The sequence below is a fragment of the uncultured Citricoccus sp. genome (assembly GCF_937871995.1).
Classification (GTDB): Bacteria; Actinomycetota; Actinomycetes; order Actinomycetales; family Micrococcaceae; genus Citricoccus.
The window spans coordinates 85,761-107,707 of sequence record NZ_CALMQR010000055.1 but is presented as its reverse complement, the minus strand read 5'-3'; the positions used below and the strand labels follow the sequence as shown (position 1 = coordinate 107,707).

The window sequence follows — 21,947 nt, the reverse complement described above, 5'->3', positions numbered from 1 at the left end:
GTCACCCGTGGCCGGTGCAGTGGAGTAAATACTAGCGACCGGTGGGGGGCTCACGCGTCGTTTCGACGCGAAAAACCCTCATTCTGTGTTTCGTCCGCGTTAACTTTGTGACCATCAGGCGTCGGTTCCGTTTCCGGCGTGGTCCCGGCCGGGGCGGGGGCGGCGGCGTCCGGGCCCTCCTCCACGGCGGACGGCTCGCGGCCCGGCCTCCAGACGGAGTCGGCGGCGGCCCGCGCCTCGGCGGTCCTGGGCCGGGTGGCCCAGAGCCCGATGAGGAAGCCCACGGCGATCAGGAACAGCAATAGGGAGGTCCACACGTTGAGCCGCTGGGTGACGCCGAAGAGGGTGATCATCTCGGCATCGTCGATGCGCATCATCTCGATCCAGGTGCGCCCGGCCGTGTACCAGGCCACGTAGGCCCAGACCATCATCCCGCGGCGCAGGCGCAGTCGCCGGTCGATGAGCAGCAGGAGCCCGACGCCGGCCAGGTTCCACAGCATCTCGTAGAGGAACGTGGGGTGGAACAGCGTGCCCTCCAGGGTCCCGGCGGGCCAGTTGGGGCTCTCGGGGCTGACCTGCAGGCCCCACGGCAGGGTGGTGGGTCCACCGAAGAGTTCCTGGTTGAAGTAGTTGCCCAGCCGGCCGATGCCCTGGGCCAGCAGCACGCCGGGGGCCACGACGTCGGCATAGGCGGAGAGCTTGAACCCGTACCGCCGGCAGGCGATCAGGGCGCCGACCGCACCCAGGGCCACGGCGCCCCAGATCCCCAGGCCGCCCTCCCAGACCCGCCAGATCCTCGTCAGGTCCCCGGTGCCGTCGAACCCCGGGCCGAAGTAGGCGTCCGGCGAGGAGAACACGTGGTAGAGCCGGGCGCCGACGAGCCCGAACAGGATCGCCCAGATGGAGACGTCGATGATGCCGCCCTCGGGGCCGCCGCGGGCCTTCCAGCGGGCGGTACCGAGCCACAGGCCGGCGATGATCCCGGCGATGATGCACAGCGCGTAGGCGTGGACCGTCACCGGTCCGAGGTGGAATCCGTCCCAGCCGGGGGCGGGGATGGCTCCGGTGACCAGCACCGCGTTCACGCGTCGGCCCCGTCCCTCACCGCTCCGGACGCCAGCTCGGCGGTCAGCGTCCCGACGGCGGCCGGGCCGCCGTCGCGCAGGGCGCTCACCAGGGCGGTGCCCACGATCGCGCCGTCGGCGTACCGCCCGATCTCGCGGATGTGCTCGGGCCGGGAGATCCCCAGCCCGACCGCCACGCGCGGGGCACCGGCCGCATGGGCACGGGCCACCACCTGCTCGGCGGCCGAGGAGACCTCGGTGCGGGCGCCGGTGACGCCCATGACGGAGACGCCGTAGACGAAGCCGCGGCTGGACCCGACGACGAGCTTGATCCGCTCGTCGGTGGAGCTGGGGGCGGTGAGGAAGACCCGGTCCAGCCCGTACCGGTCCGAGGCCTCGAACCAGTCACCGGCCTCCTCGGGGACGAGGTCCGGGGTGATGATGCCCGCTCCCCCGGCCTCGGACAGCCGGCGGGCGAAGGTGTCCACGCCCATCCGGTCCACGATGTTCCAGTAGGTCATCACGAGCACGACCGCGTCGGTCCGTGCCGAGACGGCCTTGACGATGTCGAACACGGAGTCGATCCGGAAGCCGTCGGCCAGGACCTGGCTGGTGGCCGCCTGGATGACCGGGCCGTCCATGACCGGGTCCGAGTAGGGGATGCCGATCTCGATGACGTCCGCCCCGTTGTTGCCCAGGGCCACGGCCGCCTCGATGGAGTCCTCGACGGTGGGGTACCCGGCGGGCAGGTAGCCGATCAGGGCGGTGCGCCCGGCCGCGCGGGCGGCCTCGATCGCCTCGGCGGTGCGCGAGTGCACGGTGTTGACGGTCTCGGACATCAGCTCTGGGCTCCTTCCGGCCGGGCCGCCACGGCCTCGGCGTCCCCGCCGGCGGGGGTCTCGGCGTCCGGCAGCATCCCGAAGTACTTCGCGGCGGTGGCCACGTCCTTGTCGCCGCGTCCGGAGAGGTTCACGACGATGATCTTCTGCTCGTCCTCGGGCGTGTCCGGGCCGATGAGACCCTCGTCCGCCCAGCGGCGGGCCAGTCGCAGGGCGCCGGCCAGGGCGTGGGAGGACTCGATCGCCGGCACGATCCCCTCGGTCCGGCACAGCCGCTGGAAGGCGTCCATGCACTCGGTGTCGGTGACCGGCTCGTACGTGGCCCGGCCGGTGTCGTGCAGCCAGGCGTGCTCGGGACCGACGGCCGGGTAGTCGAGGCCGGCGGAGATGGAGTGCGAGTCGACGGTCTGTCCGTCCTCGTCCTGCATGAGGTAGGTGCGCGCTCCGTGCAGCACGCCCGTGCGGCCCAGGTTGATGGAGGCGGCGTGGCGGCCGGTGTCCATGCCCTCCCCGCCGGCCTCCAGGCCGTAGAGCTCGACGCCCGGGTCGTCCAGGAAACCGTGGAAGATGCCCATGGCATTGGATCCGCCGCCCACGCAGGCGCACACGGCGTCCGGCAGGCGTCCGGTCTGGGCCAGGACCTGCTCGCGGGCCTCCTCGCCGATGACGGAGTGGAAGTAGCGGACCATGGCGGGGAACGGCGCCGGTCCGGTGACCGTGCCCAGCAGGTAGTGGGTGGTGTCCACGGAGGCGACCCAGTCCCGCAACGCGTCGTTGATGGCGTCCTTGAGGGTGCGGGCACCGGTCGTGACAGCCACGACCTCGGCACCGAGCATCTCCATGCGGGCCACGTTGAGGGCCTGGCGCTGGGTGTCCACCTCGCCCATGTAGACGGTGCACTCCATGCCGAACAGGGCGGCCGCCGTGGCGGTGGCCACGCCGTGCTGACCGGCCCCGGTCTCGGCGATGAGGCGGGTCTTGCCCATCCGCTGCGCCAACAGTGCCTGGCCGATGACGTTGTTGATCTTGTGCGAACCGGTGTGGTTGAGGTCCTCGCGCTTGAGGAAGACCCGCACGCCCGGGGTGTCGGCGGCGAACCGGGGCACCTCGGTGAGCAGGGACGGCCGGTTCACGTAATTCGTGAACAGGTCCTGCAGTCGCGCGATGAACTCCGGGTCCTCACGGGCCTCGGTGAAGGTGCGCTCGACCTCCTCGAGGGCGGCGATCAGGGATTCGGGCATCCAGCGGCCGCCGTACGGGCCGAAGTACGGCCCGGGCTGGTTCTGGTAGCTGCCGGTGTGCTCAATCATGTCTCGGTCCAGTCTGTTCAGTGCCTGTGCTGTGGTGCCGGATGTCAGCGGGCCCGGGCCGTCACCGAGGCCGCGCGGAAGTCCCGGATCGCCTGGGACGGGTCGCCGTGCTTCACCAGGGCCTCGCCGACCAGGACGGCGTCGGCACCGTCCTGCGCGTAGCCGGCGACCTGCTCGGGTCCCTCCACCCCGGACTCCGCCACCCGGACCACGCCCTCGGGAAGGTGCGGGGCGAGGTTGCGGTAGTTGTGCGGGTCGACGTCGAGGGTCTTGAGGTTGCGCACGTTCACGCCCACGATGCGCGCGTCCACGGCGACGGCCCGCTCGATCTCCTCGGGGGTGTGCGCCTCCACGAGGGCGTTCATGCCGAGATCGTGGGTGAGCTGCAGCAGTCCGGCCAGTTCTGCGTCGTCCAGGGCCGCGACGATCAGCAGCACCAGGTCGGCACCGTGGGCGCGGGCCTCGTAGACCATGTACTCGTCGACGGTGAAGTCCTTGCGCAGCACCGGGATGCCCACGGCGGCGCGCACGGCGTCGAGGTCGGCCAGCGACCCGCCGAAGCGGTGCTGTTCGGTGAGCACGGAGATCGCGGCGGCGCCCCCGGCCTCGTACTGCCGCGCCAGGTCGGCCGGCGAGGAGATCTCGGCCAGCGCGCCCTTCGACGGGCTGGACCGCTTGACCTCGGAGATGATCCGGATGCCGCCGGCATCCTCGCGGCCACCGGCGAGGGCGGCGTGGGCGTCCCGTGCCGGGCGGGTCCGCACGGCCTCCTCGGCCCGCTCCCGCATGGCGGCCAGGGGGACCTCGCGGCGCCGGGCCTCGAGGTCCTGGCGGACCCCGACGATGATCTCGTCGAGAACCGTCGCCATCAGTGGCGCGCGGCCTTGGCGTGGCCCTTGGTGCCCATGCCGGCCTTGCCCATGACGAAGCCCGCGATCACTCCGGCCACCGCGGCGACGATGCCGGCGATGGTGAGGAACATCAGGTCCGCGAGCATGCCGATGGACACCAGGACCGCACCGAGCAGGAGCAGCAGGACGAGGGTCCAGGCGGCCGGCGAGTTGCCGTGGCCCAGCGGCTCGGCGTGCGTCGGGTCGTTCAGGACGAGGTCGTCGTCGGAGGTGGGGCGCGTGGTGGTCATGGACCGTACCTTTCCTGCGGAAGCTGATCGGTTCTGCCGTTCATTCTGCCACGGAACCGCCCCGGCCCTGCGTAGATCACGGCAGATCACGGCCGGGGCGCCACGGTCAGGTCGGGTCCTCACCACGGGTCAGCTCGTCCCAGGCGTCGATCTCGTCGACGGGCCCGGTGGCCCCCGGCCCCGTGCCGTCGCCGGCACCGGTCCCGGCGGCCGTCGCGGCGGTGGCCCGGGTGTCGTAGCGGCGGTTCTCGCGCCAGCCGCGGCTGGCCACCAGCACGGCGATCCCGCAGGCCGCCAGCAGCACGCCCGCCGCCAGGGTGACCCAGGGCCAGAAGGTCAGGGCGTAGGCGGCGGCGTCGGCCGTGGTGCCGGTGGCCGCGGAGACCTGGGCCCGGGCGGCGTCCGCCGGCCGGAGCGTGGCGTTCACCGCGGACCATCCGGTGGCCACCCCGGCCAGGACCAGGAGCACCGAGGTCACCACCCGGCCGATGCGCCGGGCCATCGAGAGGGCGACGCCCGAGGCCATCCCCACCAGGGCCATCGCGGGCACGACGGCGGCGGCCTGGTTCCCGGTGGTCGTCACCGTGGCATCCGGGACCCCGGCCAGCCCGCTGGCCTGGATCCACGTCTGGGCGCCCGACCCGAGGATCACGGCCCCGGCGGCGATGGCCCACAGCACGGCGGTGCGTCGCGTCAGGCTCACTGCGCGTCCTCGTCCCCGGCGTCCGGCACCTGCAGGGTCCGCAACCGGCCGGCGGCCAGCACGGCGCGCATCGGCGCGCTGGACTTGGTGACCGTCTCGGCCGCCTCCGCCTCGGGGACGGAGTCCGCGACGATCCCGGCACCGGCCTGGACGTACGCGGTGCCGTCCACCAGCAGGGCCGAGCGGATGTTGATCGCCATGTCCATGTTCCCGGCGAGGTCGAAGTAGCCCACCACGCCCCCGTACGGTCCGCGTTCCTGGGGCTCCCACTCGTCCAGCAGTTGCAGGGCCCGGGGCTTCGGGGCGCCGGACAGGGTGCCGGCCGGGAAGGCGGCGGCCAGCACGTCCAGCGCCCGGCTGCCCGGGGCCAGCCGCCCCTCCACGTGGGAGACCAGGTGCATGATGTGGCTGAAGCGCTCGACCTCCATGAACTGGGTGACCGACACGGACCCCGGGACGCAGACCTTGGACAGGTCGTTGCGGGACAGGTCGACCAGCATCAGGTGCTCGGCACGCTCCTTCTGGTCGTTGACGAGGTCCTTCTCGTGCAGGTGGTCCTCGGCCACCGTCGCCCCGCGGGGCCGGGACCCGGCGATCGGGTGCGTGATCACGGAGCCGTCGTTCACCGTGACCAGGGCCTCGGGCGAGGACCCGACGATCTGGTACCGGCCGCCGTCGGGCCGCTCGAAGGTGAACAGGTACATGTAGGGGCTCGGGTTCATGGCCCGCAGCACGCGGTAGACGTCCAGTCCGCCGGCGTCGGTCGCCGCGGAGAAGCGCCGCGACACCACGATCTGGAACACCTCGCCGTCGGTGATGGCCTGCTGGGCCTTGGCCACGGCGTCGAGGAAGCCCTCCTGCGTCCAGGAGTCCCGCACGTGGGTCGCCAGCTCACCGGGGGCGAGGTCCGGCCAGCCCGGCGGGGCCGTGGAGACCGGGTCGTGGGTGGGTGCCGTGAGCCGGCGGACCATCGACTCGAGGCGGGCGACGGCGTCGGCGTGGGCCGCCTCCACCCCGGAGTCCAGCCCGTCGCGGTTGATGGCGTTGGCCACGAGGGTCACGGTGCCGTCGACGTTGTCGTGCACGGCCAGGTCGGTGATCAGGTTCAGGGCCAGCTCGGGCAGGCCGAGGTCGTCCGGCGGCGGGGAGGGCAGCCTCTCCCAGCGCCGCACCGTGGGCCAGCCGAGGAAGCCGGCCATCCCGGACAGCAGGTTCGGCCGGTCCGACCCCGGGCCGTCCCAGGCATCCGTGGCCAGGTGGTCCAGGGTGGCGCGGAGCACCTCCAGCGGGTCACCCTCGGTCGGCACCCCGGCCGGCGGGGTGCCGAGCCACTGGGCGCTGACACCGACCTGTCCGTCCCCGCCCTCGACGCGGCGCGTGGTCAGCGTCGCGGAGCTGCCGGCTCCGATGAATGAGTACCGGGACCACACCCCGCCCTGCGCCGCGGACTCCATGAGGAACGTGCCGGGCACGTCGGCGGCCAGCCGGCGGTAGATCCCCACCGGGGTGAGGCCGTCCGCCAGCAGGGTCATGGTCACCGGGATGACCCGGTGCTGGCGGGCCAGGACGGAGAACTCCCCGGCCGAGGGGGTGATGCCGCCGAGTTCACGCATGGGGGTGCCCCGCGATCGGGAAGGTCGTGGGTCCCGGCGCCGGGGCGGTCGACGTCGGCAGGCGCCGGCCGTCGAAGCAGGTCCGCGTCCCGGTGTGACACGCCGGGCCGGTCTGGTCCACGTGCACCAGCAGGGCGTCGCCGTCGCAGTCCAGGGACACCGAGACGACGGCCTGCGTGTTCCCGGAGGTGTCCCCCTTGCGCCAGTACTCCTGGCGGGACCGGGAGTAGTACGTCGCCCGGCCGGAGGTCAGCGTCCGGCGCAGCGCCTCCTCGTCCATCCAGCCGAGCATCAGCACCTCACCAGTGTCGTGCTGCTGGGCGATGGCCGCCACGAGTCCGTCGGGGTTCTTCTTGAGCAGGCGGGAGATGGCGGGATCGAGCGTGGCGGGTTGTTCCATGGTGGTCCAGTCTATGCGCCGTGTAGCGTGGGGCGTGTTATGCCGAACGACACTGACAGGGCCCCGTCGAGGGACTTCACCGCCGCGTCCCGCGACGCACTCGTGGAGGCGTTGCTGTCGGCCGGCCCCGGCCAGCCGACACTCTGTGAGGGCTGGCAGACCCAGCACCTGGCCGCGCACATAGTTCTCCGCGAGGGGTCGCCGCTGGTGGCCGGGCTCGTGGTGAAGCCCCTCCAGTCCCGGCTGGAGCGCCGGACCATGGACCTCGGGGACTCGGCGGCGACCCCGGAGGCCTACCAGGACCTCGTGGCGCGGATCAGCGCGGGCCCCTCGGCGGGGCGCCGGCTCGCCGAGCGGCTGCAGCACCTGCCGGCCGTGCGACGGGCCGCGCAGGCGACCAACCTGCTGGAGTTCTACGTCCATACCGAGGACGTGCGGCGCGCCCAGCACCGCTGGGCCCCGCGGCACCTCGCCGAGGAGTACGCCGACGCCCTGTTCACCGAGCTGGCCCGCTCGGCCCGGCTGCGCTATCGCTCCGAGGACACCGGGATCGTGCTGGCCCGCAGCACCGGCCAGCGGGTCGTCGCGCGCAGGCCCGGTCCGGGAGAGCCCTCCCGGACCATCTCGGGGCCGGCCGGCGAGCTCGTCATGCACGCCTTCGGGCGGCGGGACAACGCCCTGGTCGTCGTCGACTGACCTGCGCTCAGGCGGGCCGGGTCAGGTACCGGTACCGCGCCGCCGTCGTGAAGCCCAGGTCCTCGGCCAGCGCCAGCGCCTTCTCCGAGCGTTCCTCCACCTGCATCCAGATCCCCTCCAGGCCCATCCGGACGGCGTGGTGGAAGATCGCGTCGATGATCGGGCCGACCATCCCCCGGCCGCGCAGGTCCTTGCGCACCTTCACGGCGTACACGCCCCCGAAGGACCGTTCCGGCGTCTCGTGCACGATGGAGAGCTTGGCGATCGCGGCCAGCGTCCCGTCCTCGTCCGGGTAGTCGAAGAACCGGCTGCTGCCGCCGGCCAGGAGGCGGCGGTAGACCATGCGGCTGGCGGGGTCGATCGCGTCGGCCGAGGTGCCCATGTGGGCGTCCAGCCAGGCGTCGGAGAGGGTCTCGGCGATCCCCACGCGCGGGTCCCAGGCCGTGTGCTGCGGGATGTCCTCACGGCCCAGCCACAGCACCCGCGTCGGGGCGACGCTCTCGTAACCCCGCCGCTCGAGCAGGTCGGCCAGTCGCTGCTGCCCCTCGAGGAAGTCGTCGTCCTCGCCGGCCGTGCCGTCCGGTCCGGGCACGGCCGCGGAACCGGGCCACGTCCCCGACGCCGGCTGCCAGACCTGGAAGGTCGGGGCCAGCCAGCGCTCGGCGGCGCGCCGTTCCACCTCGTCGACGGCCGCGGAGATCTCGGCGGGGTCCCGCGGCATCGAGGTGGACAGCACGCTGTTCGCGCGCCGGGTGATGCCGGAGGAGAACCGCACGGACCAGCCCTCGACCTGCTGGACCTCGATCGCGGGCCAACCCAGTGCCGTCAGCCGCTGCAGGACGAGGGGGGTGACCTGGGTGGCCCGACCGGTCCGGGGATCCTCAGCGGACAGGGTGACCAGCCTCCCGGATGGCCTGCTTCACCCGCGCGATCATGTCCACGGGACCGAAGTGGAAGATGGAGGCGGCCAGCACGGCGTCCGCGCCGGCGTCGATGGCCGGCGGGAAGTCCTCCGGGGAGCCGGCGCCGCCGGAGGCGATGAGCGGGACGGTGGTGACCGCGCGAACCGCGCGGATCATCTCGAGGTCGAAGCCCTCCTGGGTGCCGTCCGCGTCGATGGAGTTCAGCAGGATCTCCCCGACCCCCCGCTCGGCGGCCTCCCGGCACCACGCCACCGCGTCGATGCCGGTGCCCTGCCGGCCGCCGTGGGTGGTGACCTCGAAGCCGGAGGCCACGGAGGGGTCGTCGGTGCGGCGGGCGTCCAGGGACAGGGTGAGCACCTGGGAGCCGAAGCGCCGGGTGATCTCGTCGATGACCTCGGGCCGGGCGACCGCGGCGGTGTTGATGGAGACCTTGTCCGCACCCGAGCGCAGCAGCTTGTCCACGTCCTCCACGGACCGCACCCCGCCCCCGACGGTCAACGGGATGAAGACCTCCTCGGCGGTCTGGGCGACCACGTCATAGGTGGTGGAGCGGTCGGCCGTGGACGCGGTCACGTCCAGGAACGTCAGCTCGTCCGCGCCGGCCTCGTTGTACCGGCGGGCCAGCTCGACCGGGTCACCGGCGTCCCGCAGGTCCTCGAACCTCACGCCCTTGACGACCCGGCCGGCATCGACGTCCAGGCAGGGGATGACACGTACGGCAACGGTCACGGGGGCTCCTCTCAGATCCGGATCGCGTGGATGGCGGAGACCAGGATGGCGCGGGCCCCCATGTCGTAGAGCTCGTCCATCACCTTGTTGGTGTCCTCCTTGCGCACCATCGAGCGCACGGCCACCCAGCCCTCGTCCTGCAGCGGCGAGATCGTCGGTGATTCCAGCCCCGGGGTGACGGCGGAGGCCCGTTCCAGGTTCTCCCGGCTGACGTCGTAGTCGATCATCACGTAGCGGCGGGCCACCAGCACGCCCTGGAGGCGGCGCAGCAGCACGTCCAGGCCCTCGGGACGCTTGCCGGACTGGCCGATGATGATGGCCTCGGAGCGCATGATGGGCTCGCCGAAGGTCTCCATGCCGGCGGCCCGCAACGTGGAACCGGTCTCCACGACGTCCGCGATGGCGTCGGCGACGCCCAGGTTCACGGAGGACTCCACGGCACCGTCCAGGTGCACGATCATCTCCGGCTTGACCGACTGGGTGGACAGGTAGTCCTCCAGCAGCCCGTCGTAGCTCGTGGCGATGCGCTTGCCCTCGAGGTCCGCCAGGGACGAGAACCGGCCCACCGGCGCGGCGAAGCGGAACGTGGACTTGCCGAAGCCCAGGGCCATGATCTCCTCGGCGGAGCCGTTCACCTGGGCGTCCTGGAACAGGTCCCGGCCGGTCAGGCCGATGTCCAGGGTGCCCTGGCCGACGTAGACGGCGATGTCCCGGGGGCGCAGGTAGAAGAACTCCACCTGGTTCTCCGGATCCATCATGACCAGTTCCTTGGAGTCGCGGCGCTGGAGGTAGCCGGCTTCCTGGAGCATGTCGCGGGCGGCCTCGGACAGGGCGCCCTTGTTGGGGACGGCGATGCGCAGCATGGGTGCTGGTTCTCCTGGGGTGGTGACGAGTGGGTGGACGGGGGCGATCCCGGGTGCGGGAACCGGCACGGGTCAGAGGTGCCGGTAGACGTCCTGCAGGGTCAGGCCCTTGGCGATCATCAGGACCTGCAGGTGGTACAGCAGCTGGGAGATCTCCTCCGCGGCCTCGTCGTCGGATTCGTACTCGGCGGCCATCCAGACCTCGGCCGCCTCCTCGACGATCTTCTTGCCGATCCCATGGACCCCGGAGTCGAGCTCGGCGACGGTGCCGGAGCCCTCCGGCCGTGTCTCGGCCTTGTGGCGCAGCTCGGCGAAGAGTTCATCGAAGGTTTTCACCCCTTTAGCGTACCGACCGCGCGGCCCCGCCCCGGACCGTCGCCGTCGTATGTGAAGAACGTGGGGCGTCAGCGCAGGGCCAGCTCCGTCAGGACGGCGGCCTGGAAGGCCTCGTAGCCCTTGTCCTCGCTGGAACCGGGAAGCCCGGCGCGGTCCAGCGCCTGCTCCTCGGTGTCGCACGTGAGCACCCCGAAGCCGACCGGGGTCCCGGTGCGCACGGAGACGTCCACGAGTCCGTCCGTCGCCCCGGAGCAGACGTACTCGAAGTGCGGGGTGCCGCCGCGGATCACGACGCCCAGGGCCACCAGGGCGTCGAACCGCGGCGCCAGCCGGGCGGCCGCGACCGGCAGCTCGAACGTGCCCGGGTCCCGCACCTCGACCGCCTCGATCCCGGCCTCGGCGGCCGCGCGGCGGGCGCCGGCCAGCAGCCCGTCCATCACCTCGTCATGCCATTGCGCGGCGATGACGGCGACGCGCAGCGACTCCGCGCGCGCTTTGGTCATGTCCAGTCCCTGGGGTGCTCCGTGTCCGCTCATGCCTGTCCTCCTGTGGTCGTGGGTGTCGTGAGGGGTGTCATCGTGGGGGTCCCCCTCGGGGGTGTGGTGCTGCTGCGATCCGGCACCAGGTCCCCGGCCAGCCGGTGGGCCATCCGGTCCCGCTTGGTCGCGAGGTAGTCGCGGTTGTGCTCGGTCACCGGTGCCGGGCTGGGCACGATCTGCTCGACGTGGATGCCCGCGCGCGTCAGCTGCTCCGCCTTGTCCGGGTTGTTCGTGACCAGCCGGATGCGGAACAGTCCCATCCGCCGCAGGATGGCCGCGGCCGAGCGGTAGCTGCGCGCGTCCGCCGGCAGGCCCAGGTGCTCGTTGGCGGCCACGGTGTCCATGCCCGCGTCCTGCAGGGCGTAGGTCATGATCTTGTTGGCCAGGCCGATCCCCCGGCCCTCGTGGCCGCGCAGGTAGATCACCGTCCCGCCCTCGGCGGCGCTCTGGCGCAGCGCGTGCTCCAGCTGGGCGCCGCAGTCGCAGCGCTCGGAGCCGAAGACGTCACCCGTGAGGCACTCCGAGTGCAGGCGGACCAGCGGGGGCCGGCCGGAGGCGTCCATCATGTCCGGCACGGGGGCGCGCAGCACCATGTGCTCGGCACCCGTCTCGTGGTCCGGGTGCACGGAGACCTGGAAGGTGCCGTACCGGGTCGGCAGGCTGACCGTGGGCACGGCCATGGACCCGGGCCCCTCGAGCGCGGGGTCCACCCCGGTCTCGAGGTAGGCCACGAGGTCCTCGATCGACACGAGCGGCATGCCGTGGCGGTCGGCGAACCGGCGCAGCTCGGGCAGGCGCATCATGGTGCCGTCGTCGTTGACCAGTTCGGCGATGGCACCCACCGGGGCGCGCCCGGCCAGGCGGGAGAGCTCCACCGCGGCCTCGGTGTGGCCGCGGCGCTGCAGGACCCCGCCCTGGGCCGCGACCAGCGGGAAGAGGTGGCCGGGCCGGCTGACCAGGTCCGCCGTGGACGACGGGTCGGCCAGGACCTTGAGCGTGATGGCGCGGTCGGCGGCGGAGATCCCCGTGGTGGTGCCGGCGATGGCGTCGCAGCTGACGGTGTAGGCCGTGCCCTTGGGGTCCTCGTTGCGGTCCGTCATGGGCGGCAGCTCGAGGCGGCGGGCGACGTCCGGGGGCATCGGCGCGCACAGGACACCGGAGGTGTACCGCACGGTCAGGGCGACGAGCTCGGGGGTCGCGGCATCGGCGGCGAAGACGATGTCCCCCTCGTTCTCCCGGTCCTCGTCGTCGACCACGACGACGGCCCGTCCCGCCGCGATGGCCGCCACGGCGGCTCCGATCGGGTCCAGGTGGATCGCGCTCATGCCGTCACCTCCTCGGTCTCGAGGGCCCGGTCGTAGTCGTGGAGGCGGGCGGCGTACTTCGCCAGGACGTCGACCTCGAGGTTCACCCGGTCCCCCACCACACGGGTGCCGAGGGTCGTGGCGGTCAGGGTGGCCGGGATGACGCCGACCTCGAACCAGTCCTGCCCCGGGGCCGGGGCGCTGACCGCGCTCACGGTCAGGGAGACGCCGTCGACGGCGATCGAGCCCTTCTCGGCCACGTAGCGGCCCAGGCCGGCCGGCAGGGCGATGCGCACCTGCCGCCAGTCGCCGTGCACCTCGATCCGGGCGACGGTGCCGGTGCCGTCGACGTGGCCCTGCACGACGTGGCCGTCCAGGCGTCCGTTCGCCGGGACGCAGCGTTCGAGGTTCACGCGGTCCCCGGGGGCCAGGGTGCCCACGGTGGTGCGGCGCAGGGTCTCGCCCATGACGTCGACGGTGACGGTGCCCGCGGCGGCCCGGATGTCCGTGGCCGTGAGGCAGGTCCCGTTGACGGCGATCGAGCCGCCGTCCTCCAGGCCCACGAGGGACTGCGGGGCATGCAGGGTCAGCCGGGCGGCGTCCTGCTCCGGCAGGGACTCCAGCGCGGAGACCGTGCCCAGTTCGGTGATGATTCCGGTGAACATGTTTCTTCCTTCGGGGTGATCAGGCGGAGAGATGGATCAGGACGTCCTGGCCGAGGCGGCTGAGTCCACCCGTCTCGGCGTCGTCCAGGGTGAGGGGGCGGGACTGGCCCAGGGTGGTGTTCTCCGGCCAGTGCAGCCCGGAGGGGCCGTGCCCGATGACCAGCGGTGCCTGGTAGACGAACAGCTCGTCCACCAGGTCCGCCGCGAGCCAGGCCGAGAGCACGGTGGGGCCGCCCTCGATGAGCAGGTGGCCGGGGGTGGCGCCGCCGTGGGGCCAGGGACCGCCCCGCCCCTCGAGTGCGGCCAGCACCTCGGCGGGGTCGTGGCTGCGCACGTGCAGCCAGTCACGGGGGACGTCGCGCAGGCCCTGCACCACCGGCACGGGCTGGACGGGATGCTCCGTGCCGTCGTCGCGGCGGGCGGTCAGCCGGGGATCGTCCGCCAGGACGGTGCCCGTGCCGACCACGATCGCGTCGACCCGAGAGCGGACCTCGTGGGCGTGGCGGCGAGACTGCTCGCCGGTGATCCACTGGCTCGTCCCGTCCGCGGCGGCCACCCGTCCGTCGAGGGACTGCGCCAGGTGCCCGGTGACGAAGGGCCGTCCGGCGTCCCGGGCGGCGAGCCAGCGGCGGTTCAGCGAGAGTGCTGTCCCCGCGGCGGTGTCGGGGACCCGGGCGACGTCCACACCGGCCGCGCGCAGGCGGGCCGCTCCACCGCCACCGGTCCCCGTGGGGTCGGCGACGGCGTAGCGCACCGACCGGATGCCGGAGGCCAGGATGGCCTCGGTGCACGGACCCGTGGAACCGGTGTGGTCGCAGGGCTCGAGCGTGACCCACAGGGTGGCACCGGCCGCATCGTGGCCTCCGCCCCGGAACTGCCGCAGCGCGTCCACCTCGGCGTGGTCCGTGCCCCGGCCGCGGTGATGACCGGTGGCCACCACCTCGTCCCCGACGGTGATCACGGCGCCGACCAGCGGGTTCGCGCCCCGGGGTCCGCGCAGCGCCGCCTGCACGGCCAGTTCGAGGGTGGCCTCCACGGCCACGGTGCCTGTCCCGCTCATGGCGTGTGGACCGGGGTCGGGACGGGGTCCTGCGCGGCCGGCCGGACCGTCGGGTCCGGGATGAGGGTCTCGACCTCCGGCTTCTCGTGTGCCTTGGCGCGCACCCAGACGAAGAACCCGACCAGGGTGAACACGCCGTAGAACAGGTACATGAAGGCACTGGCGTAGTAACCGGCGCTGAACAGCAGCGGGACGCCCACGACGTCGACGGCCACCCAGACCAGCCAGAACTCCACCCAGCCCCGGGCCATCCCGTAGGTCGCGATCAGTGAGCCGACGAAGGTCCAGGCGTCCGCCCACACGGGCTCGTAGGATCCCAGGGCGCTGAACAGCGGCGTGAGCGCCACGGTGCCGATGACCATGGCGGCCACGATCCCGATGCGGGCCCTCCAGCCGGCCCACTGCGGCGAGATGGCCGTGTTGTCGGCGATACCGTGCCGGCCGTGGCGCTCGGCCCTGGCCCGGCGCCACTGCCGCCAGCCGTAGACGGACACGGCGATGAACATGAGCTGGCGACCGGCCTGACCCAGCAGGTTCGCGGTGTCCGCCCCGCCGAACAGGCCGGAGAGGAACACGGTGAGCAGGATCAGGTTGCCGATGATGCCGACCGGCCACGCCCAGACCTTGCGGCGCATGCCGCCCAGGGCCGAGGCCAGTCCGAAGATGTTGCCGACCACTTCCCGCACCAGCAGCCCCCCGCCGGCGACGGGGATGTACCAGGTGAACAGGTCGACGAGCCACCGCATGATGTCCATGATTCTCCCTTCGGAACGCGGCGGCTCCGGGGAATCATGCTGCGAGTCCGCCCTTCGGAGTGGGTGCGGACCATGACGGTTCCGACTCCACGCCGAACGGCGGGGCTGCACGTGCTTCTCCCATCCAGACTTTAACTGTCGGTACCGGAATTCCACCGGTTCAACCGTCCATCGGCACTGCGGATGCAGGCCGACTCGCGGGTCGCGGACTTTGACCGCCGGTTCGGATTCTCACCGACCCCGGAGCACGTTGGACCCCATTGTGCCACGTCTGGGCGCGCATCCCGTGCAGGCGACGTGTTCCATGTCTCACTGCGTCATGGGGGCCCGCCGGCCCCGCGGTGGTCAGCCCAGGGCCGCGCGCCGCAACGCCTCGATGGCGCCCGCCGGGTCCTCGGCGCCGTACACGGCCGAGCCGGCCACGAAGACGTCTGCCCCCGCCTCGGCGGCGCGCAGGATGGTGTCCTCGGTGATGCCCCCGTCGACCTGGAGCGCCACCGGGACGCCGGAACCGTCCAGGGCCTCGCGGGCGCGCCGGATCTTCGGCAGGACCTCATCGAGGAAGGACTGACCGCCGAAGCCCGGTTCCACGGTCATCAGCAGGAGCATGTCCAGGTCCGCGAGCATGTCCAGGTAGGGCTCGACGGCGGTCTGGGGCTTGATCGCCATCCCCGCCCGGGCGCCGTGCCGGCGCAATTCACGGGCCAGGTGGATCGGTGCCACGGAGGCCTCGGCGTGGAAGGTCACGGACTCCGCCCCGGCCTCCGCGTAGCCCGGAGCCCACCGGTCGGCGTCCTCGATCATGAGGTGGACGTCCAGGGGCAGGTCGGTCGCGGAGCGGATGGCCTGCACCACCGGCAGCCCGAACGTCAGGTTCGGCACGAAGTGGTTGTCCATGACGTCCACGTGCACCGCGTCCGCTCCGCCGATCCGCTGCAGTTCCTCGGCGAGCCGGGCGAAGTCGGCGGACAGGATCGACGGGTGGATGTGGATCCCCCGGGTGTGCTCGGCGCGGTGCGGCATGGCGTGGGTCATCACGAGGCTCCCTTGCGGAACAGGGCCATGAACATGGCGTCGGTGGAGTGCAGGTGGGGCCAGAGCTGGGCGGTGCCCGGTGCGCCGGCGGTCCCCGCACCGGAGACGTCGCCGGTGGCCACCGCGTCGAGGGCGCCCACGGTGTCCAGCAGTTCCAGCTCCGGGTGCCGCTTGAGCACGTCCTGGACCTGGAACACGGTCTCGGCCGGGTGCGGCGAACAGGTCACGTAGCCGAGGACGCCGCCGGGGGCCAGTGCGGTGACGGCGGAGTCGAGCAGCTGGCGCTGGAGTTCGGTGAGCGGTCCCAGGTCGGAGGGCTGGCGCCGCCATCGCGACTCCGGCCTGCGGCGCAGGGATCCCAGTCCGGTGCAGGGCGCGTCGACCAGGACGCGGTCGAACGGCTGACGCTGACCGGACCGGACCTCGCCGCCCACGTCCCGTCCGTCGCCGCAGCGGACCGACCACGCCGTCCGCGGCACCGCGGCCAGGGCCTGCTCGACGAGCGTCGCGCGGTGTCCGGCGACCTCATTGGCCAGCAGGGTGGCCCCCCGCTGATGGGCCAGGGCGGCCAGCAGGGCCGCCTTGCCCCCGGGGCCCGCGCAGAGGTCGAGCCAGCGCTCACCCGTGGCCTCCCCCGGCTCCACCCCGGCCAGGGCGCGAGCGGTCAGTTGCGAACCGACGTCCTGCACGCGGACCGTGCCCTCCCGCACCCCGGGCAACCGGCCGGCGTCGCCGCCCCGGTAGAGCGCCGATTCCGGGGCGAGGGCGCCGGGCTCGGCACCGGCCTCGAGGACCGGCGTCAGGTCGCCGAGCCCGGGAAGCGCCACCAGGTTCACGACGGGGGCGGCGTTGTCCGCCTCGAGGAGGGCGTCCAGCTCGTTCGTGGGACGGCCGTGGTTGGCCAGCGACTGGCGCAGCGCCCGGACGATCCACCGCGGGTGTGAGTGGCGGATCGCCAGGGCGTCGTCGTCGCCCGGGGCCGGTGCCAGCTGCTCCAGCCAGGCCTCGCGGTCCTGGGCGCTGACCTTGCGCAGCACGGCGTTGACCAGGCCCGAGGGCCCCGCGCCGACCTGGTCCCGGACGAGGGCCACGGTGGCGTCCAGGGCGGCATGGGCGGGTACCCGCATGCCGAGCAACTGGTGGGCCCCGAGCCGCAGCGCGTCGAGCACGGGGCGGTCGAGCTGGTCCAGGGACCGGTCGACGCAGGTGGCCAGGACGGCGTCGTAGAACCCCTGGCCCCGCAGGGCCCCGTAGGCCAGCTCGGTGGCGAACCCGGCATCCCGGCGGTCGAGGCGGTGTGCCGCGATCCGGGACGGCAGGACGAGGTTGGCGTAGGCGTCGTCGCGGCTGACCGCGGTGAGTGTCTCGAAGGCCGCCAGCCGGGACGGGTCCGCCGAGCGACGACGCTGGGAGGGTGCCGTGGCGGAGTACTTCCGTGGCCCGCCCGAGGTGCCACGGTTGCGCGTCCGGCCGCGGTCGTCGCGACGTTCATCGCCCCGCTCGCCGCCACCCCGGCCGGGCCGTCCCCGGTTGTTCCGCTCACTCACCGTGCCTCCTCCGCCCCGGTCAGGAACCGGGCCCCCTCGGGTAGTCCGCGGGCCCAGTCGGCCGCGGCCATGACCTTCTTCCCGGCCGGCTGGACCCTCTCCAGGCGGATGGTGCCGTCGGCGCACTGGAGGTGGACGGCCTTCCGGCCCACCACGAGCTCCCCGGGCCGGCGCGGGCCCGCCGGGGCGTTCCCCTCCGGGGTGGGCACCGCCTCGGGCCGTGCACCGACGAGCTTGATCCGTACCGGGCCGTCGGCCGGCGCCGGGCCGGCCAGGAGGGCCCACGCACCCGGTTCCGGCGTGGTGCCGTTGATGCGGGCCGCCACCGCAGCAGCGGCCTGGGCGGCGTCGACGTGACCGTCCTGCTGCCCGAGCTTCGGCGCCAGGGTCGGCTCCCCGGACTGGGGCTCGGCCCGGGCGGTTCCGTCCTGGATCCCTGCGAGGGTCTCTGACAGCAGCGCGGCGCCGCTGACGGCGAGGTCGGCCAGCACCTCGCCGGCGGTCTCCCCCGGCTCGAGGTCCCGTGTCAGTCGCGAGAAGACCGGGCCGGTGTCCAGGCCGTCCTCCAGCTGGAACACGCAGGCGCCGGTCACGGCCTCCTGCGCGAGGATGGCGTGCTGCACCGGCGCCGCGCCCCGGTAGGCGGGCAACAGCGAGAAGTGCAGGTTCACCCAGCCGTGACGCGGCAGGGACAGTCCCGCCGCTGGCACGAGGGCCCCGTAGGCCACGACGGCGGCCGCGTCCAGGTCCAGTGCGGCGATCCGGTCCAGGGTGTCCCGGCCGGGCTCCCCGCTGAGCCGGGAGGCGTGCAGGACCGGGATCCCGAGCTCGGCGGCCCGCGCCGCGACCGGCGACGGCGTCAGCGTCCGCTTGCGGCCCACGGGGGCGTCCGGGCGGGTGAGCACGGCCACCACCGAGAACCCGGCCTGGACCAGGGCCTCCAGGGAGGGCACGGCCGTCTGCGGGGTCCCCGCGAACAGGACGCGGAAGTCCGCGCGGGCGGCGCTCACCGGGCACCCCCGAAGCTCGAGTTCACGGACTTGGCGCGGTCAGCCTGCGTGGTCCCCGACACCTGGCCGTAGGCGCGGTCACGCAGTCTGCGCCGTGAGTCCTTCCGGTCCTCCCCCGTCAGCCGGTCGATGTAGAGCCGGCCCTCCAGGTGGTCGACCTCGTGCTGGAAGCACCGGGCGAGCAGGCCCTGCCCCCGGTACTCCACGGGCTGGCCGTCCGCATCGACGCCGGTGACGACGGCCTCCGAGTACCGCTCCGGGTTGTAGTGCAGTCCCGGCACGGACAGGCAGCCCTCGCCGGGCTCGGTGACCAGCTCCCCGGAGGTCCACAGGACCGGGTCGATCACGTGTCCGCGCCGGCCCTCCACGTCGAAGGTGAAGACGCGCAGCTCCACGCCGACCTGCGGGGCGGCCAGGCCGACGCCGCCGACGTCGTCCATGGTCTCGAACATGTCCTGCACCAGTCGGTGCAGGTCGGTCCGGTCCGGCCCGGCGGCGGCCGCAGGCGTGCGCAGGACAGGGTCGGGGAAGGTGCGGATGGGAAGGACGCTCACGCGCCCACCTTAGTCGCGTCCGTCCCGTGGCCGGCGGCAGGGGCCTGTCCGGGGGCCTGGGCCGGAGGGGGTCCGATGGGCCGCAGTGCCGGGCCGGCGCTGTCGGCGATCTGGGAGTAGCCCCAGACCTGGCGCAGGGCCCAGAACTTCCGCCAGTGGGCCGGGAGCACCTCGGGGTTGGCCTGGTGGGCGACGACCTCGGTCTGGCCCAAGGCGACGCCGAGCAGGACCGGCGCGTCCCCGTAGCGCCAGGGCTCCCACGTGCCGGTCGCCGGATCGACGAGGGACTCCTCGGCGCGCAGCCCGGCCACCAGCTGCATGACGACCTTGGCGTCCAGCGGCTTCACCCGGCCGTCGCGCGTGGTGCCCTTGGTCTTGTAGTCGATGATGCAGGTCCGTCCGCCGATGGTGGCGACGAGGTCCAGGGTCCCGGCGTAGCCCACGGTCGCGTTCCAGACGGTCAGCTCGGTGGCCAGGGGCCGGACGTCGTAGAGGTCCCACCACTCGTCGAAGCGGTCCGCGTAGGCGCCCTCCCCGTGGTCGGCCAGCACTGCACGGACCTCGGCCGTGCGGTGGGGCCGGCCCAGCGCCCGCAGCCCGACCTGTTCGGCGTAGTCGTGGACGCGGTCCCCTCGTGCGGCCGCCTCGTCCCGGTACCGTTCGGCCGCGCTGGAGGCCTGCCGTGCCACCGACTTCAGCTGCGGCCGGGAACCGACGACCTGGGGCAGGCGCGGGTCCTCGATGACGGCAGTGGCGGCCATGTGGCCCGCCCAGCCGCTCAGGTCGGCCGCCTGCTGACCGATCACCGTGGTGATGGAGGGGACCTCCGGCACGCCGTCCAGGCTGCGGGCGTACATGCGGCCGTATTCGGTCTGGTGGGCGAGTCGGGGCTGCGTCATGGTCATCCATTCTCCCATCCGTCCGGACACGGTAAGGGCCGCGTCCGGACAGGGTGAACACGCGGGCCGTGGGGCCGATTGGACGATCGGCCCGAACGTGCAGTAGAGTCATCTCTCGTTGGAAATCACGGTGACTGGTTCTTCCGGTCACCAGTTTTCTGTGCGGATGTAGCTCAGTTGGCTAGAGCGCCACCTTGCCAAGGTGGAGGTCGCGAGTTCGAATCTCGTCATCCGCTCGCAAGTCTCCCAACCCTGGTGGGGTGGCCGAGAGGCGAGGCAACGGCCTGCAAAGCCGTGTACGCGGGTTCGAATCCCGTCCCCACCTCGCATCGGTCGCCATCCGCTAGGATGGGGACCTGCAGCTGAAGGATTCCGGGTCACCGGAAACCCCCAGCGCGATTAGCGCAGCGGTAGCGCGCTTCCCTGACACGGAAGAGGTCACTGGTTCGATCCCAGTATCGCGCACGGACGGAACGCCCCCCGGGGCAGACCGGCCACGCGGATGTAGCTCAGTTGGCTAGAGCGCCACCTTGCCAAGGTGGAGGTCGCGAGTTCGAATCTCGTCATCCGCTCCCTCGAGAAAGGCCCTCCCGACCGGGAGGGCCTTTCTGCTGTCCCCACTGTCCCCGCTGTCCTTGGTGTCCCGCGAGGCGGGTGCGGTCGCCGCGGGCCCAGCCGGCGGACCGGCCGGGCCCGGGGGCGTTACAGGCCCGTCTCGCCCATCTGCCCCTCACGGACCAGTGCGGTCATGCGGGACACCGTGCGGAAGTACTTCTTCAGGTAACCGCCGTTCATCATCTCCTCCGTGAACAACCGGTCGAACGGCACCCCGGAGGCGATGACGGGCACGTCCTTGTCGTAGAGGCGGTCTGCCAGCACGACGAAGCGCAGAGCCATCGCCTGTTCCGTGATGGTCTCCACCCCGTGCAGCACCATCACGTCGATGTCCTCCACCAGCGCGCGATACCGGCTCGGGTGCACCCGGGACAGGTTCGCGGTGAGGGCGGAGAAGTCGTCCTGGGACACGACCCCGGCCTGGGGGAACCGCTCCCCGACGATCTCCATCAGCGCGTCGTCGGCCAGCGGCTCGGGCGCCGCGGCCAGCCCGCGGTGGCGGTAGTCCTCGCCGTCGATGCGGATCACGTCGAACTGCTCGGCGAGCACCTGGATCTCGCGCTTGAAGTCCTGCGCGGCGAAGCGGCCCTCCCCCAGCGACCCGGGCAGCGTGTTGGAGGTCGCCACGAGCCGCACGCCCGCGTCGGCGAGTTCCCGCATCAGCCGGGACATCAGGACGGTGTCGCCCGGGTCGTCGAGCTCGAACTCGTCGATGCAGACCAGGGTGTACTCCTTGAGCACGTCCACGGTCTTGCGGAAGGACAGGGCGCCCACGAGGTTGGTGTACTCGACGAACGTGCCGAACGCCTTCCGCCCCGGGGCCGCGTGCCACAGCGAGGCCAGCAGGTGGGTCTTGCCGACCCCGAAGCCGCCGTCGAGGTAGATGCCGGTGGCCGACGCGCCGTTGCCCCCGCGCCCGCCGCGGCCGTTCCCCGAGCGCTTGTCCCGCCCCTTGAACAGGCCCAGGAACCCACCGCCCCCGGACTCGGCGCCACCGCCCCGGCCGTTGATGGAAGCCGCGAAGTCCCGCAGCCGATGCACGGCCTCGGCCTGCGAGGGGTGCGTCGGGTCGGGGATGTAGGTGTCGAAGGAGACCTCGCCGAAGCGGTAGGACGGGTGGAATCCGGCCAGTAGGTCCTCTGCGGACACCTGCGGGGTGCGGTCGGCGAGGTGAACGATCTCGGCCACGAGCGGCTCCGTCCTGGCGGTGTAGAGAGGCGTGAGGGGGGTGAGGACAGGGCAACTCTACCGGTGCGCGCCCGCTGCCCCGGGCCACGCGCGCGGGCTCGGAGCACCTGCCGGCACCCTGTCCAATTACCACGCGATATTGTGGCGTAATGTGAACAC

24 protein-coding genes, 4 tRNA genes and 1 riboswitch are annotated in these 21,947 nt (G+C 72.6%); of the genes, 5 read left to right on the top strand and 23 right to left on the bottom strand.

The window, feature by feature from the left end; genetic code table 11:
- Window positions 1-50: 50 nt before the first annotated feature.
- From lgt to hisI, 8 genes are all read right to left on the bottom strand, one after another.
- Window positions 51-1,085 carry a prolipoprotein diacylglyceryl transferase gene (gene lgt, locus Q0283_RS06010; RefSeq protein ID WP_298043691.1) on the bottom strand — a complete coding sequence of 345 codons (1,035 nt, stop codon included), beginning with the start codon at window positions 1,083-1,085 and terminating at the stop codon, window positions 51-53.
- Window positions 1,082-1,903, bottom strand: a complete 822-nt coding sequence (trpA, locus tag Q0283_RS06005; protein WP_298043689.1) for a tryptophan synthase subunit alpha — start codon at window positions 1,901-1,903, stop codon at window positions 1,082-1,084. The genes lgt and trpA overlap by 4 nt, the downstream gene beginning before the upstream one ends.
- Window positions 1,903-3,213: a tryptophan synthase subunit beta gene (trpB, locus tag Q0283_RS06000; RefSeq protein ID WP_298043687.1), complete on the bottom strand. Its 1,311-nt coding sequence runs from the start codon at window positions 3,211-3,213 to the stop codon at window positions 1,903-1,905. The genes trpA and trpB overlap by 1 nt, the downstream gene beginning before the upstream one ends.
- A gap of 44 nt (window positions 3,214-3,257) precedes the next feature.
- The gene (gene trpC, locus Q0283_RS05995) at window positions 3,258-4,082 is read right to left on the bottom strand and encodes an indole-3-glycerol phosphate synthase TrpC (protein WP_298043685.1); all 825 of its coding nucleotides are present in this window, start codon (window positions 4,080-4,082) and stop codon (window positions 3,258-3,260) included.
- Window positions 4,082-4,354: an HGxxPAAW family protein gene (locus tag Q0283_RS05990; RefSeq protein ID WP_298043683.1), complete on the bottom strand. Its 273-nt coding sequence runs from the start codon at window positions 4,352-4,354 to the stop codon at window positions 4,082-4,084. The genes trpC and Q0283_RS05990 overlap by 1 nt, the downstream gene beginning before the upstream one ends.
- A 106-nt stretch (window positions 4,355-4,460) precedes the next feature.
- Entirely contained in the window at window positions 4,461-5,057 is a 597-nt protein-coding gene (locus tag Q0283_RS05985) for a Trp biosynthesis-associated membrane protein (RefSeq protein WP_298043681.1), read from the bottom strand.
- Window positions 5,054-6,670 (bottom strand): anthranilate synthase component I, encoded by a 1,617-nt coding sequence (locus Q0283_RS05980; RefSeq protein ID WP_298043678.1) that lies wholly within the window; start codon window positions 6,668-6,670, stop codon window positions 5,054-5,056. The genes Q0283_RS05985 and Q0283_RS05980 overlap by 4 nt, the downstream gene beginning before the upstream one ends.
- Entirely contained in the window at window positions 6,663-7,070 is a 408-nt protein-coding gene (hisI, locus tag Q0283_RS05975) for a phosphoribosyl-AMP cyclohydrolase (protein WP_298043676.1), read from the bottom strand. The genes Q0283_RS05980 and hisI overlap by 8 nt, the downstream gene beginning before the upstream one ends.
- 39 nt (window positions 7,071-7,109) lie before the next feature.
- On the opposite strand from hisI, the gene Q0283_RS05970 reads away from it, so the two are divergent.
- Entirely contained in the window at window positions 7,110-7,766 is a 657-nt protein-coding gene (locus tag Q0283_RS05970) for a TIGR03085 family metal-binding protein (protein WP_298043673.1), read from the top strand.
- Between the two features lie 7 nt (window positions 7,767-7,773).
- On the opposite strand, the gene Q0283_RS05965 is transcribed toward Q0283_RS05970, so the two are convergent.
- From Q0283_RS05965 to Q0283_RS05900, 14 genes are all read right to left on the bottom strand, one after another.
- Complete coding sequence (locus tag Q0283_RS05965; RefSeq protein ID WP_298043671.1) at window positions 7,774-8,541, bottom strand: GNAT family N-acetyltransferase; 768 nt, start codon at window positions 8,539-8,541, stop codon at window positions 7,774-7,776.
- Window positions 8,542-8,647: 106 nt separating this feature from the next.
- Window positions 8,648-9,418 (bottom strand): imidazole glycerol phosphate synthase subunit HisF, encoded by a 771-nt coding sequence (gene hisF / locus Q0283_RS05960; RefSeq protein ID WP_010142505.1) that lies wholly within the window; start codon window positions 9,416-9,418, stop codon window positions 8,648-8,650.
- 11 nt (window positions 9,419-9,429) lie between these two features.
- Window positions 9,430-10,281: an ATP phosphoribosyltransferase gene (gene hisG, locus Q0283_RS05955; protein ID WP_010142504.1), complete on the bottom strand. Its 852-nt coding sequence runs from the start codon at window positions 10,279-10,281 to the stop codon at window positions 9,430-9,432.
- Between the two features lie 72 nt (window positions 10,282-10,353).
- Window positions 10,354-10,617 (bottom strand): phosphoribosyl-ATP diphosphatase, encoded by a 264-nt coding sequence (locus Q0283_RS05950; protein WP_183525657.1) that lies wholly within the window; start codon window positions 10,615-10,617, stop codon window positions 10,354-10,356.
- A 68-nt stretch (window positions 10,618-10,685) separates the two neighbouring features.
- Entirely contained in the window at window positions 10,686-11,153 is a 468-nt protein-coding gene (gene ribH, locus Q0283_RS05945) for a 6,7-dimethyl-8-ribityllumazine synthase (RefSeq protein ID WP_298043665.1), read from the bottom strand.
- Window positions 11,150-12,481 carry a 3,4-dihydroxy-2-butanone-4-phosphate synthase gene (ribB, locus tag Q0283_RS05940; protein ID WP_183525651.1) on the bottom strand — a complete coding sequence of 444 codons (1,332 nt, stop codon included), beginning with the start codon at window positions 12,479-12,481 and terminating at the stop codon, window positions 11,150-11,152. Before ribB ends, ribH begins: the two co-directional genes overlap by 4 nt.
- A complete protein-coding gene (locus Q0283_RS05935) occupies window positions 12,478-13,125 on the bottom strand; it encodes a riboflavin synthase (RefSeq protein WP_298043663.1) in 648 nt (215 codons plus the stop codon). Before Q0283_RS05935 ends, ribB begins: the two co-directional genes overlap by 4 nt.
- 19 nt (window positions 13,126-13,144) lie before the next feature.
- Window positions 13,145-14,185, bottom strand: coding sequence for a bifunctional diaminohydroxyphosphoribosylaminopyrimidine deaminase/5-amino-6-(5-phosphoribosylamino)uracil reductase RibD (gene ribD / locus Q0283_RS05930; protein ID WP_298043661.1), 1,041 nt, complete (start codon window positions 14,183-14,185; stop codon window positions 13,145-13,147).
- Window positions 14,182-14,940 carry a nicotinamide riboside transporter PnuC gene (gene pnuC / locus Q0283_RS05925; protein WP_298043659.1) on the bottom strand — a complete coding sequence of 253 codons (759 nt, stop codon included), beginning with the start codon at window positions 14,938-14,940 and terminating at the stop codon, window positions 14,182-14,184. The genes ribD and pnuC overlap by 4 nt, the downstream gene beginning before the upstream one ends.
- Before the next feature lie 108 nt (window positions 14,941-15,048).
- A riboswitch (FMN riboswitch) is annotated at window positions 15,049-15,192 on the bottom strand.
- Between the two features lie 93 nt (window positions 15,193-15,285).
- Window positions 15,286-15,975, bottom strand: coding sequence for a ribulose-phosphate 3-epimerase (rpe, locus tag Q0283_RS05920; protein WP_010142497.1), 690 nt, complete (start codon window positions 15,973-15,975; stop codon window positions 15,286-15,288).
- Window positions 15,975-17,522, bottom strand: a complete 1,548-nt coding sequence (locus Q0283_RS05915; protein WP_298043657.1) for an RsmB/NOP family class I SAM-dependent RNA methyltransferase — start codon at window positions 17,520-17,522, stop codon at window positions 15,975-15,977. Before Q0283_RS05915 ends, rpe begins: the two co-directional genes overlap by 1 nt.
- Complete coding sequence (locus tag Q0283_RS05910; protein WP_298043655.1) at window positions 17,519-18,532, bottom strand: methionyl-tRNA formyltransferase; 1,014 nt, start codon at window positions 18,530-18,532, stop codon at window positions 17,519-17,521. Before Q0283_RS05910 ends, Q0283_RS05915 begins: the two co-directional genes overlap by 4 nt.
- Window positions 18,529-19,086, bottom strand: a complete 558-nt coding sequence (gene def / locus Q0283_RS05905) for a peptide deformylase (protein WP_298043653.1) — start codon at window positions 19,084-19,086, stop codon at window positions 18,529-18,531. Before def ends, Q0283_RS05910 begins: the two co-directional genes overlap by 4 nt.
- Window positions 19,083-19,985 carry a cytochrome gene (locus Q0283_RS05900; RefSeq protein WP_298043651.1) on the bottom strand — a complete coding sequence of 301 codons (903 nt, stop codon included), beginning with the start codon at window positions 19,983-19,985 and terminating at the stop codon, window positions 19,083-19,085. Before Q0283_RS05900 ends, def begins: the two co-directional genes overlap by 4 nt.
- Window positions 19,986-20,147: 162 nt before the next feature.
- On the opposite strand from Q0283_RS05900, the gene Q0283_RS05895 reads away from it, so the two are divergent.
- The 4 genes from Q0283_RS05895 (at window position 20,148) to Q0283_RS05880 (ending at window position 20,557) form a co-directional block, all read left to right on the top strand.
- A tRNA-Gly gene (locus Q0283_RS05895) sits at window positions 20,148-20,221 on the top strand.
- A gap of 18 nt (window positions 20,222-20,239) precedes the next feature.
- Window positions 20,240-20,310: transfer RNA gene (locus Q0283_RS05890), tRNA-Cys, on the top strand.
- Between the two features lie 68 nt (window positions 20,311-20,378).
- A tRNA-Val gene (locus Q0283_RS05885) sits at window positions 20,379-20,450 on the top strand.
- 33 nt (window positions 20,451-20,483) lie between these two features.
- Window positions 20,484-20,557 (top strand) — tRNA-Gly (locus Q0283_RS05880).
- A gap of 130 nt (window positions 20,558-20,687) precedes the next feature.
- On the opposite strand, the gene zapE is transcribed toward Q0283_RS05880, so the two are convergent.
- Window positions 20,688-21,788, bottom strand: a complete 1,101-nt coding sequence (zapE, locus tag Q0283_RS05875) for a cell division protein ZapE (RefSeq protein ID WP_183525628.1) — start codon at window positions 21,786-21,788, stop codon at window positions 20,688-20,690.
- Window positions 21,789-21,947: the final 159 nt, after the last annotated feature.